The following is a 13,232-nucleotide window of genomic DNA, read 5'->3' on the forward strand; positions in this document are numbered from 1 at the left end:
AAATTATGGGTATCTATAGCAAAAGATTACCAACAATTAAGCAATTACAATATTTTGTTGCAGTTTGTGACGAGCTCAGTTTTACTGGTGCAGCTAAAAAACTTGGTATTAGCCAACCTCCTCTTTCAACACAAATTAAAAATTTGGAAGAAACCCTGCAAAGCTCACTATTTTTAAGAAATACGCATAACATTGTATTAACCAACGAAGGTGAAATGTTTAAACTAAAAGCAAAACAATTATTAAATGATCTTTGTTCTATAGTTAAATCAACCAACAATGATGAAAAGGTGCTTATAGGCACAACTAAAACCTTAAGTTTTGATTATATTCCTTATTTTAAAACGTTTTTAACTGAGTTTGGTGATGAAACTGAAGTATATAAACACAACTACACATCTAAAGAGTTGCAGCTTGAATTACAAAAAGGCAATATCGATTTTGCAATTGTTTCCGACGCTAGAGATTTTACCGAAAACTCACTGCTAATCTACCAAGAACCATTAACCTTGGTTTTACCCGTTAATCATCCATGCAGCAAACAAGACAAAGTAAACCTAAATGATGTACTTGATTTACCACTATTTTGGTTTAAACAACACTCAAATCCACTTTTTTACGACCAATGTGAACAGGTTTTTAATAGCTTAAACCATCCATTACAACGTCGTACTGAACTCGCGGATAATTTATCGATGCTACTCGAAGTTGCATTAGGGAATGCAATGATGCTTTTACCACAATCTATGGCACAAGCAAAAGTCGATGGCGTGACCTATAAAAAATTGATTAGTAATCAAGATAAAAAATTAAAAATAAATATCTATCTTATATGGCGTAAAAACTTAAAAATGACGGCGATTAACCAGGCAATAATTAATTATTTCCATCAAAACTAAAACATAAAGAACAGAAGCATAAAAAACAGAAACATAAAAAATAAAAGTATAAAAAATTAAAATCAAATCGGCAAAACCGCTTTCTTCCATTTTCGGGGAAAATTCAAATTAAAAGCAGGCGTGGTATAAAAGATCATCCTGCTTTTACTTAAATATCATTCATCATAAAAAATATTACTTTTCGGCTGTAACTATCCCCTTGTTCCGTTTTCAAATCGAATTGCCAATGGTCAATTTTCGTTTGCGGGTAGATCCTATCAACTGGCGAAAAATTTTGCTGATCATCCTCACACAATTCATGGCATAGCATGGCAAAAACCTTGGGAACTCATTGAACATTTGCAAGATAAAATTATTTTAGGTTATCAACATCGCCCCGATATTGACGGGATTAAAGGTTGGCCATTTTCACTTTCAGTTATGCAAACAGTAGAGATTTTTGAAAATAGCTTACTAGTCAAGATGGATATAACCAACAATGACAGTAGTGATATACCAGTGGGATTTGGTTGGCATCCATTTTTTTCCTCGACATAATGATGTATTATTGCAATTTGATGCAGAACAAGTGGTTATCAATAATGATAATATGTTACCAGAAAATATCATCGATATACCTGATGATTGGAATTACCATAAACTGAAACAATTAGGTGATCCAAATCTGGATAATTGCTTCGTTAATTGGAACAGAAAAGCAATAATACAATGGCCGACTAAAAAATTATCGTTAACATTAACTGCTACAACACCATTAGCCTACTTAGTTGTCATGACCCCTTCTGCACCAATGAATACCTTTTTTGCTGTTGAACCGGTGAGCCATATTAATAACGCCATCAACAGTAATACACCATTGCATAAAGGAATCCAAGTGCTAGCAAGTAATCAAACCCTAACGGGTGAGATGCAAATGCAACTTGATGAAATAAATTGATTATTTAAATAGAACTTAAATCATAAAAAGTTAGTTCCCGCCAAAAACTTCGTTCCTTACTTTTTTAGGCAGATTATTTATTTAAATGATTGAACAAAAAATATTAAGGAATGTTTTTTGGGAAACAATTATTGCAGTGATTATGTGCTTTTAGGTTATCAAATCGCCTTTAACAAATATTGCTTGCCAGTGGTAAAATCATTACAATGAAAGCCTATTAACCACTTTTTTTTATCGTTATGATTACCTATACAGATGCGACCTTAGATGATTTACCTTTTATCGTGGAGGTTTATAATTCGACTATTGCCAGTCGTCAGGTAACGGCAGACTTGCAGCCGGTGTCGGTTGAAAGCCGTTTTGCATGGTTTGAACAGCATAATCCGCAGAAGCGTCCGCTTTGGTTAATCAAATATCAAAATCAACCTTGTGGCTGGGTTAGTTTGTCATCTTTTTATGGTCGTCCAGCTTACGATAAAACAGTTGAGATAAGTCTGTACCTTCATCAAGATTTTAGAGGCAAAAAAATCGGCCAAACTGCCGTGCGAGAAATTGAGTCATTTGCCAAACAAGCGGGTATTGATGCTATATTGAGCTATGTTTTTGGCCATAATATTCCAAGCATTAAGCTATTCGAAAAAATGCATTATCAACAATGGGCATTACTGCCTAAAATTGCTGAACTTGATGGTGTTAAACGTGACTTGATTATTTTAGGTAAGCGATTTGATTAAACTAATCATCTAATTTAATGTCAGTTTTTCAAAAGGAAACCATAATATATGTCTATCCTAAAAAATGTTCAGTCGATCTATAATCAAGCAAAAATTACCAGTATTTTGATATTGATTAATATTGCCTGTTTTTTTATTTCTCGACTACTTGATGAGCAGGGATTCTCAACATTCAGTCAAAATAGATTCCTGATTGATTGGGGTGCTGATGTTGCTCAATTAACTTTTTCTGGGCAATATTGGCGCTTATTTACTAGTATTTTCATGCATGTTAGCTTAACCCATCTTGCCATGAATATGTTAGCATTATGGAGTATTGGCACTATTCTAGAACGCTTGCTACCACCATTAGCATTTATTGGCATTTATCTATTATCAGGATTATTTGGTAGTTTAGCCAGTGATGTTGCCACTATTAATTATAATGTCATTAGTTGTGGCGCATCAGGTGCAATTTTAGGGATTATTACCGCATTACTTGCTTATAGCTTAATTAATCATACTGACTTACAAGAGATGCCTATCAAATCAATCGTAGTCAGTTTATTACTGACCTTTGGTTTAGGGTTGCTACCTTCTATTGATAATATGGCGCATATTGGTGGAGCAATCACAGGGCTTATTTTAGGCGGATTAATTAGCTTTTGTTTAGAAATATTCCGCAATCAAAAACAGATCTGCACAATATTAATTATCACGATATTAATAGTTTCATCTTTACTTTTATATTGGGAATATCAGCATTATCAATTGATAAGTGGCTATCAATATTATTAATAAAAATAAGGCGCAAATCAAATATTGCGCCTTGTTTATATTCTGTTTAATTGTAAATTAATAACTACTTAACACTCTGGCCGGATCGATTTTACAAGCTCTTTGTGCTGGATAATAACTGGCAATCAAACTTAGCAGCATGGCCGTAATAAATACCATGATGACATCCAAAAGATGAATTTCTGATGGTAAAAAATCAACAAAATAGATATTGCTATTTAAAAATTTATGCCCCATCATTGATTCGACCGCTGCCATAATATTAGAAAGTTGCCATGCCAAAATGGATCCAAGCAATACACCAATCACACTACCAATTAATCCAGAAAGCACACCATACCAAATAAAAATGCGTTTTATTAGACGATTAGTCGCCCCGAGTGTTTTTAGAATAGCAATATCACGTTGTTTATCTTTTACCGCAATAACCAGCGTCGACACAATATTAAAACAAGCCACACCAATAACCACAATCATCGCTAAATACATAATTTGTCTAATCATTTGAATATCACGATACATGAAGCCAAAGGTATGTTCCCAACTGTTGAAATTGAGATTTTCTTCCAGAGTTAACGTGGCCTGAGCGATAATGTTACTTGCTTGATAGACGTTATCCACATTAATCATTAGCCCTGTGACGCTGTCACCAATGTTTAGTAGTTTTTGTGAATCTGCTAATGGTATTAACGCAACATTGTTACTTAACGAACCACTTAAATCTAAAATACCGTGTACTTGCAAACGAACACGACGAGGAGGCTTAAGTTGCTCTGGATTGTTTGATACAGGAATAAGTAAGGTAACCCACTGCCCTTCATTAACGGCTAACGATTTAGCTAATCCTGCTCCTAAAATGATCTGCTGACTATCAGCTTTAAAATCTTGCCATCTATTATTAAGTACATAATTAGGTAGTGCACTGATCTTCTTTTCTTGCTCAGGATCAAGCCCTTGCACTTCAACTGCACCAAGTTTACTGCCGTTTTCAATCAATCCTGTAAAACTAACAAAAGGTATAGCTGACAAAATACGTTCATTCTCTTGTAATTCAGTTTGAACATGCTGCCAATTATCCAAATTGCCCATGTGAGAATAAATTTGACCATGTGGCACCACCGATAAGACACGACCATTTAATTCTCGCTCAAAACCATTCATAGCACTTAAGCCAATAATTAGTGCAGCAATACCAATAGCGATACTCAGAGTTGAAATGATTGATATCAACGAAACCATACCGCTTTTACGGCGCCCTTTACGGAACTTTATGGCTGTGATTAATGATAAACTCATAGTTAATTATCCATTTACCTTCAATTCACCGAATTATTATGAGATAACTTACCATCACTCATAATCAATTGTTTATCGAGTTTTTTTGCTAAAGCAAGATCATGTGTTACTACTAAAAATGCCGTACCGTGCTCACGATTGAGTTTTAATAATAAATCAAAAATTGAATCGGCTGTTGATTTATCTAAGTTACCCGTAGGTTCATCAGCCATTACTAAAGCAGGATTATTAATCAAAGCTCGACCAATGGCGACACGTTGACGTTCACCACCTGATAATTCAGCAGGACGATGATTGGCGCGTTTAACCAGATTCACCGACTCTAACATTTCCATTGCACGTTTTTTGGCATCACTTGATGAAACGCCACCAATTAACAAAGGCATCGCTATATTTTCAAGGGCAGTAAAATCAGGTAATAAATGGTGAAATTGATAAACAAAACCTATTTCTTGATTACGTAAACGTGCTTTTTCTTGCTCAGATAAGCGATTAAGTTGTTGAGATTTGAACATGATTTCGCCTGAAGTCGGTTTATCTAAACCACCTAGCAGGTGTAATAAAGTACTTTTACCAGAGCCTGAACTACCGATAATTGCAAGCAGTGATTTTGGATAGATATCAAACGACACGTCTTTTAATACCTCGGTCACCATTTTGCCTTCTTTATAGGTTTTATAAAGATTTTTAGCTGAAAGAAGTGGCTGTGAATTATTCATAACGTAAAGCCTCGGCTGGTTGGATATTGGCTGCACGATATGCAGGATAAATAGTTGAAATTAGCGATAACATAAGTAATCCGAAAATAATAAATACAATTTGTGAAGTCTCAACCAAACTAGGTAATTCAATGCCCGCAAAGGATAGACCTAGTACCGACATCAATTCGTTTAAATATGTGGCAAGTAACAAGCCAATGGCGCTACCTAATAAAGTACCAATAACACCAGAACTAGCACCTTGAATAATAAAAATTAGCATAATCTTAAAACGCGACAAGCCTTGCGTTTTTAAAATGGCTACCTCGCCTTGTTTTTCCATGACTAATAAGCTAAGTGAAGTAATAATATTAAAAGCAGCAACAATCACGATTAAACTAATCAATAATCCCATGACATTTTTTTCCATCTTAATAGCTTGGAACAGCTCTCCTCGTTTGGCGCGCCAATCGGTAAATACTAATCCATCAGGTAAAGGTTTTTTTGTTACTGATGATATTTCAAGCGGATGGGCTAAAAACAATCGCCAGCCACTAATATTATTTACTGGATAACGTAATAAATTTTTAGCATCGATTTGATTGATATAAATTAACGCTTGATTGATATCATGATTAACTGAAAACAATCCGCTCACAGTAAACAAACGTTGCGAAGGAATACGCCCTACTGGGGTTATCTGACTGGCATCGGTCACCATCAAACGAATCTTATCGCCAACTATCACGCCAAGCTGATCGGCTAACGTTTGCCCTAAAATTACATTATAGCTGCCCGCTTGTAAGTTATTGATGGAACCCGTATAAACATAATCTTCAATCGGATCGTGATCTTCAGCAGTGATCCCCATTAAGGTACTAACAGTTATACTTTGTTGGCTTTGTAAAACCACATCACCAGTAATAATCGGAGTAATACGCTCTACACCTTGGATATTTTCAAATTGTGAAGAAGTAATAATAGTAGAATCAATTTTACCTATTTTCGAAGTAATTTGAGCTTGTGGAAAAAACTTTAAGATACTATTTTGCATCTGATCTTCCAGCCCATTCATTACCGATAACACCACAATTAAACCGATGGAACCAAGCATGATACCAATCATAGATAGCCACGAAACAAAGCGACCAAAACCATCGTTTTTTTGCCCGTATACATAACGTAACCCTATATAAAACACTAATGGACGAAATATCTTTGACATAATAGTAATAAAGTACCTGAAGTTTACAATCAAGTTTTTAAATTTTAGCTGCTTATCATACAGGATTAAACAGTTATAGAAAACAACCATATAATTACGTTATAATCTTAGGCTAACTTTGTCGCAATTATCTATTATTCTAACATGTCAAAAAAATACAATATTTCTAACATCATTCCTAAAAAATCAGGTGAAGTAAAACAAGTCGGTCAACTTGTTGGTTCTTCCCTATCCCAATTTTGTGCACAGGCTATTGCTGCGCACGATGGTTTAGTGGTGATTGTTACCGATGACATGCAACAAACAACTCGTCTTCATGAAGAGTTGAAACAATTTTCAACTTTCCCATCGATTTTTTTCCCCGATTGGGAAACACTACCTTATGATAGTTTTTCACCGCATCAAGATATTGTTTCCGAGCGGCTATCATGTCTTTATCAGCTAGGTCATTTGACTAAGGGTGCCTTAATCCTTCCAATTAATACTCTTATGCAAAAAGTGTGTCCACAAAACTACTTAGGTGGGCATGTATTTATGATGAAGAACGGCTTAGCCATAAGTCGTGAGAATCTGCGGTTACAACTTGAAAATGCCGGTTATCGTTCAGTAAGTCAAGTCATGGAACATGGCGAATATGCAACTCGAGGTGCACTATTTGATATCTTTCCAATGGGCAGTGAAAAACCATATCGTATCGACTTTTTTGATGACGAAATAGATAGTATTCGCACTTTTGATGTTGAAAGCCAGCGAACACTCGATGAAATTAATGAAATTCAACTTCTTCCAGCCCATGAGTTTCCATTTGATAAAGCATCCATCGAACTGTTTCGTAGTCAATGGCGAGAACAATTTGAGGTAAGACTTGATCCTGAAAGTATCTATCAACAAGTCAGTAAAAATATTTTACCTACAGGTATCGAATATTGGCAGGCACTATTTTTTAACGAACCACTCACGCCACTATTTTCTTACTTTTTACCGAATACGTTGATCATTAACACAGCAAATATTGAACAATTTGCTAATAAATATTGGCAAGATATCACGCAACGTTATGAGAGTCGCAAAGTCGATCCGATGCGACCATTGTTAACGCCAGCGGTAATCTGGTCAAAAACCGATGAGATCTTTGCCCATTTTAAACAATACCCTCGAATCACAATATCACATACTGAAATTAGTGATTCGAACAAAAGTGTTAATTTACCTTTTAGTTTATTGCCAGAGATTGCGATCCAAATTCAGCAAAAACAACCTTATTTACATTTTCAGCAATTTACCCAAGATTTCCAAGGCAAAATTATCTTTTCTGTTGAATCGGAAGGCCGTAAAGATGCCTTACAAGAGATCTTAGGCCGAATGCGAATACATCCGACATCCATCTCGCAACTTGATCAATTAGCCAATATCGAAAATCGCTACTTTTTAATGATCGGTGCCAGCGAACAAGGTTTTATCGATCAGCAACAAAATTTCGCCTTTATCACTGAAAACGAACTATTAGGTCGTCGGGTTATTCGTCGAAAAAAAGAGAGCAAACAGGCAATCAATACCGATAGTTTAATTCGTAGCTTAGCCGAATTAACACCTGGCAAACCAGTGGTACATTTAGAGCATGGTGTTGGTCGTTATGCAGGTTTAACGACATTAGAAACCGGTGGTATAACAGCCGAATATCTTATCTTGCTCTATGCGAATGAAACTAAACTCTATGTACCGGTTTCATCACTAAATTTAATTAGCCGTTATTCTGGCGGTGATGAAGATAATGCCCCACTGAACAAGTTGGGTACGGATACCTGGAGTAAGGCAAGACAAAAGGCAGCCGAAAAAGTACGAGATGTTGCCGCTGAATTACTTGATATTTATGCTGAACGAGAAAGTAAACCCGGCTTTGAATTTAAACAAGATCGTGAACAATATGAACTGTTTTGCCAAGCTTTCCCGTATCAAGAAACTGACGACCAACAAAATGCCATTGGTGCAGTTATTGGTGATATGTGTTCACCTTACGCAATGGATCGATTAGTCTGTGGTGATGTTGGTTTTGGTAAAACCGAAGTGGCTATTCGTGCCGCATTTTTAGCTGTGATTAACCATAAACAGACCGCCGTATTAGTTCCGACCACATTACTGGCTCAGCAACATTATGAGAGTTTTTGTGATAGATTTGCCAATTGGCCAATCCGTATCGAAAGTTTGTCTCGATTTAAAACCGCTAAACAGCAGCAAGCCATTATTCAAGAACTTGCTGAAGGTAAAATCGATATTGTCATCGGTACCCATAAATTATTACAAGAAGATGTAAAATGGCAAGATTTAGGCTTATTAATTGTTGATGAAGAACATCGCTTTGGTGTTCGTCAAAAAGAACGAATCAAAGCAATGCGCGCCAATATCGATATACTCACTTTGACCGCCACCCCTATTCCGCGTACCCTAAATATGGCAATGAGTGGTATGCGTGATTTATCAATTATTGCCACACCACCTGCACGTCGATTAGCTGTAAAAACCTTTGTTCGAGAATCTGATGATTTAGTCATTCGTGAAGCCATTCTACGGGAAATTCTCCGTGGTGGTCAGATTTATTATCTACACAATGATGTGTCGGACATTGAAAAAGTGGCAGAAAAACTAACGGAATTGGTACCTGAAGCTCGTGTTGCTATAGGCCATGGTCAGATGCATGAACGTGATCTTGAGCGAGTTATGAATGATTTTCATCACCAACGATTCAATTTATTAGTATGTACAACTATTGTCGAAACAGGAATCGATATTCCTAATGCCAATACGATTATTATCGATCGTGCTGATAAATTTGGTCTTGCACAATTACATCAATTGCGAGGTCGAGTTGGGCGTTCGTATCATCAAGCCTATGCTTATTTATTGACACCACATCCAAAATTATTAACTAAAGATGCTAAAAAACGTCTTGACGCTATTGCTACTTTAGAAGATTTAGGTGCTGGATTTGCCTTAGCCACCCATGATCTTGAAATACGAGGTGCCGGTGAGTTACTTGGTAGTGATCAAAGTGGTCAAATTGAAACAATAGGTTTTAATTTATACATTGAATTACTTGATGATGCGGTTAAATCACTTAAAGAAGGCAAAGAGCCTACCCTCGAATCACTACTTAATAATCAACAAACTGAAGTTGAATTACGGTTACCAACACTGATTCCAGATGATTTTATTCCTGATGTTAATACCCGATTATCACTATATAAACGAATTGCGAGTATTGAAAACCTAGATGAACTTACCGATATACAAGTTGAAATGCGTGATCGTTTTGGTCAATTACCCGATCCAGTGCTATTTTTATTAGAAACGACTAAAATCCGCTATCAAGCAAGTAAATTGGGCATTACAAAAATCGAATATGGTGAAAAAGGCGGCTTTATAGAATTTGGCTCTAACAACAAAATTGCGATAGATTATTTAATCGAAACGATTCAAAAATCGCCAAAAAATTATCGCCTAGAAGGAACAAATCGATTAAAATTGCTTAAATCTGATTTACAGCGAGTTGATCGCATTGATTATATTAAAAATTTATTAGCTGATTTTGCCGAGCATCAAGAAAAATAGCTAAAAATATAACAGAATATAAAGAGTAAAAATGAAAAAGACGACACTGGCTGTTGGCGTTATCGCTATATTAGGTTTAAGTTATGTCGGTATTGCCTGGCATACAGGAAACCTAATTGAAAGCAATATTGATAAATCATTAATGCAAGTTGCTGAGCAATTTAACAATAGTCAAAATGTGTTTAAAATCAACATCAGCCATTCTAATGATGAAAAACAGCTATTTTCAACCAAAACTCATATTAATATGACCCTATCTTCCAAAGATGGCAGTTTTGCTGATGTTTTAACGCTAGCTGATAAAGATTTCACAATCCATCATGGTCCATTACCAATCGCAGCCTTAAAACAAGGCATATTTTCACCGCAAATGGCTTGGGTGGAATATGAAACTAGCGAAGAATCTAATCCATTATTATGGAAGACTAATGGTAATCGCCCCTTTATTACTGGTTATATTAGTTTAGATTATAGTAATAATATAATTATAAAACTTTTCAGCAGGAAAATAATTCATCATAGAGAAACAGATAATCATATTAAATTCGAATCCGAATTAGGCAATGGTAACTTCACATTTATTAGTAATATTGATTCGGCTATCCCTTCGATAACACTAAATTTAGATAGATTTCATACTAAAAAATCAGTTCAATATATTACATTAGATAAGCTTCACATTGATCTTGATGGCGAAAAACAGTCAAATATGATTCGTTATAATTTGAATTTAGATTCTTTAAAAACAAATTTAAAAGATATTTACTTCAATTATGAATATGACTATGACAAACCTGATAACAATACCTTTTTAATTGAAAATTTAAAAGCAAATGGGATTATTGATTACGTTAATCAAAATATAACTTTAAATACTAATCTTGATAAATTCAGCTTAATGGCTGAATCAGATGAACAACTACCCTCTACTAAATTAGACAAACTATCTATTAAGCAAAAAATCGATTTAAGTGATACTCGCGTTCTGAATGGCTCGTTCACTTGCAGTGTTGACTCAATCTTATATGGACAACAGAACTTAGGTAATGCAAATATAGATATAGATTATCAAGGTATAGATAAAGCACTGTTTGGTGATGGATTCATAAATGGAGATGCTACAGATAATCAACCTATTCACAGTAAAATTGAACTTAAACAACTAAATTGGCACAATCTTGATGGTGATATCAATATTAGTGGCATAACGACTATCAACAATTTTGATAACACCATGTTAGACGATGACAATTTAAATAGAATCAATAGTTTTAAATTAAATATTGATGCCCCACTTAAAGTCTTAGCCCGTAGCTATGCTCAATTTCATCATCCAGAAAATAATGAACTAACTGAACAAAAGCTTAACGAATCGAAACAAATCGTTAAAAATCTATACCAACAGATATTAAATAATTCACCACTATTCAAATATAATAAAGGTGAGGAACAAGGAATATTTACTAATATTGATATCCCTAACAACAGTGGCCAAGCTAACGTTAATGGTGATATTTTTAACAAAGATGATATGCTTAGTCTATTTTAAACTAGCTTAGTCATAATTTAACTAAATAACTAAATCATATTTTAATGAAATATATTTTATAAATAATTTAAAGAAAATAGAAGGTAAGAGAGTAAACATGAAGAAAAGTACACTGGCAATTGGCGTTATTGCAATATTAGGTATTAGTTATGTTGGTATAGCTTGGTATACTGGCAATGTAATTGAAGATGAGTTAGATAACTCATTAAAAAACTTAACTAAAAAAGTTAATAGTTTACAAAATGAATTTGACATAAAAATCACTCATTCTAATGATGAAAAAGGTATTTTCTCAACTAAAACACATATAAAAATCATCGCTGAATCTGCAAGTGCATCCTCTTCTATCACGTTATACGATGATGATATCATTATTCATCATGGCCCATTCCCACTAGCAGCCTTAAAACAAGGTACTTTTTCACCACAAATGGCTTGGATCGAGTATCAAAGTACACAACAATCTAACCCAAGCTTATGGAAACTTGCTGGTAACAAACCATTTGCAAAGGGGCATATCAATCTGTCTTATTCTAATAATCTAACCATTAATATGACCACCCAACCTATTGTTTTGAATGATGAAGAGCCTAATTACCAATTTATTGAAGGTAACCTTGAATTAGGCCGAATCGATTATGAGGTGTCTGGTAAGTTAGGTTCTGAAATACCTTCTTTTTCAATTATTATTGATAATTTAAATTATAAGAGACACGATGGCAATGAGATTAAAATAAACAATTTAAAAAATAGTAATAAAATTGATTATCAAAATGGCTTTATAGAAGCACAAAATAGTGTTGATGATTTATTTGTTAACTTAAAAGCTGGTATCGACATCGACACACCAACAATTGAGCTTAAAAATTTTGTAATGGGTTATAAACTTGCCGACAAAACAATAGGCATTGAAGGTAATATGGATATAGCAATTGATGCTTTAACTTTCGGCAAACAACAAATGGGGAATGGCTCTTTTGAACTCAATGTTCAAGGATTAGATAAATCATTTTTAGACAATATTCCCCAATTCTCTTGGTTACTAGATACAACTAATCAGCCAAATGTCACTAATACTAAAATCAACGTCAATAAAGTTCATTGGCACAATGCTTCAGGTGATTTTAATTTTAATGCATTAATTGATATAGACAATCTCAATCAAATGACATTGTTTGATAAAAATATTGACAAAGTTAACCAATTTTCTATGAACCTTGAAGCTCCATTTGCTGTACTGGCAAGATTTGCGTCGCAAATGGAACATCATGAGTCTGAACAAATAACCGATAATCAACTGCAAAAAGCGAGTAATAATTTACAATTATTTACACAAATGGCACTAAGCCGTTCGCCATTAGTTACCTTTAAAAAAGGTAATACCTCTGGCATATTTAGCGAACTTGATTACTTAAAATCAAAAGATCAAGTAACTATCAATGGCAACAAAATTAGCAAACAAGAATTTCTTAACAATTTAAACTTCTAATCTAAAAAATTCCGCCTATCAT

General features: G+C 34.6%; 11 protein-coding genes. 8 read left to right on the top strand and 3 right to left on the bottom strand.

From position 1 onward, the window contains the following. Nucleotides 1–5 precede the first annotated feature (5 nt). The 5 genes from AC5LXI_RS09430 to AC5LXI_RS09450 all read left to right on the top strand — a co-directional run bounded on the left by AC5LXI_RS09430 (nucleotide 6) and on the right by AC5LXI_RS09450 (nucleotide 3,347). Nucleotides 6–899 (top strand): LysR family transcriptional regulator, encoded by an 894-nt coding sequence (locus AC5LXI_RS09430; RefSeq protein WP_493442087.1) that lies wholly within the window; start codon nucleotides 6–8, stop codon nucleotides 897–899. Nucleotides 900–1,118: 219 nt separating this feature from the next. Continuing rightward, entirely contained in the window at nucleotides 1,119–1,436 is a 318-nt protein-coding gene (locus tag AC5LXI_RS09435) for an aldose epimerase family protein (protein WP_493444283.1), read from the top strand. Then, nucleotides 1,378–1,836, top strand: coding sequence for an aldose epimerase family protein (locus AC5LXI_RS09440; RefSeq protein WP_493442088.1), 459 nt, complete (start codon nucleotides 1,378–1,380; stop codon nucleotides 1,834–1,836). The genes AC5LXI_RS09435 and AC5LXI_RS09440 overlap by 59 nt, the downstream gene beginning before the upstream one ends. A 239-nt stretch (nucleotides 1,837–2,075) precedes the next feature. Further along, nucleotides 2,076–2,570, top strand: coding sequence for a GNAT family N-acetyltransferase (locus AC5LXI_RS09445; RefSeq protein WP_493442089.1), 495 nt, complete (start codon nucleotides 2,076–2,078; stop codon nucleotides 2,568–2,570). Nucleotides 2,571–2,618: 48 nt separating this feature from the next. Then, the gene (locus tag AC5LXI_RS09450) at nucleotides 2,619–3,347 is read left to right on the top strand and encodes a rhomboid family intramembrane serine protease (protein ID WP_493442090.1); all 729 of its coding nucleotides are present in this window, start codon (nucleotides 2,619–2,621) and stop codon (nucleotides 3,345–3,347) included. 57 nt (nucleotides 3,348–3,404) lie between these two features. Here the strand turns inward: AC5LXI_RS09450 and lolE are convergent, their stop codons facing one another. The 3 genes from lolE to lolC are packed head-to-tail and all read right to left on the bottom strand — an operon-like array spanning nucleotide 3,405 to nucleotide 6,557. Beyond that, nucleotides 3,405–4,643, bottom strand: a complete 1,239-nt coding sequence (gene lolE / locus AC5LXI_RS09455; RefSeq protein WP_493442091.1) for a lipoprotein-releasing ABC transporter permease subunit LolE — start codon at nucleotides 4,641–4,643, stop codon at nucleotides 3,405–3,407. A 20-nt stretch (nucleotides 4,644–4,663) separates the two neighbouring features. Continuing rightward, nucleotides 4,664–5,362 (bottom strand): lipoprotein-releasing ABC transporter ATP-binding protein LolD, encoded by a 699-nt coding sequence (lolD, locus tag AC5LXI_RS09460; protein WP_493442092.1) that lies wholly within the window; start codon nucleotides 5,360–5,362, stop codon nucleotides 4,664–4,666. Further along, entirely contained in the window at nucleotides 5,355–6,557 is a 1,203-nt protein-coding gene (lolC, locus tag AC5LXI_RS09465; RefSeq protein ID WP_493444284.1) for a lipoprotein-releasing ABC transporter permease subunit LolC, read from the bottom strand. Before lolC ends, lolD begins: the two co-directional genes overlap by 8 nt. Nucleotides 6,558–6,710: 153 nt before the next feature. Here lolC and mfd point away from each other — a divergent pair, with 153 nt between their 5' ends. The 3 genes from mfd (at nucleotide 6,711) to AC5LXI_RS09480 (ending at nucleotide 13,210) form a co-directional block, all read left to right on the top strand. Then, nucleotides 6,711–10,172, top strand: coding sequence for a transcription-repair coupling factor (gene mfd, locus AC5LXI_RS09470; RefSeq protein WP_493442093.1), 3,462 nt, complete (start codon nucleotides 6,711–6,713; stop codon nucleotides 10,170–10,172). A gap of 31 nt (nucleotides 10,173–10,203) precedes the next feature. Further along, on the top strand, nucleotides 10,204–11,721 hold the full coding sequence (locus tag AC5LXI_RS09475) for a DUF945 family protein (RefSeq protein ID WP_493442094.1): 1,518 nt from the start codon (nucleotides 10,204–10,206) through the stop codon (nucleotides 11,719–11,721). Between the two features lie 97 nt (nucleotides 11,722–11,818). Further along, nucleotides 11,819–13,210: a DUF945 family protein gene (locus tag AC5LXI_RS09480; protein WP_493442095.1), complete on the top strand. Its 1,392-nt coding sequence runs from the start codon at nucleotides 11,819–11,821 to the stop codon at nucleotides 13,208–13,210. Nucleotides 13,211–13,232 lie beyond the last annotated feature (22 nt).

It is taken from the genome of Gilliamella sp. LMG 34361 (assembly GCF_984569075.1).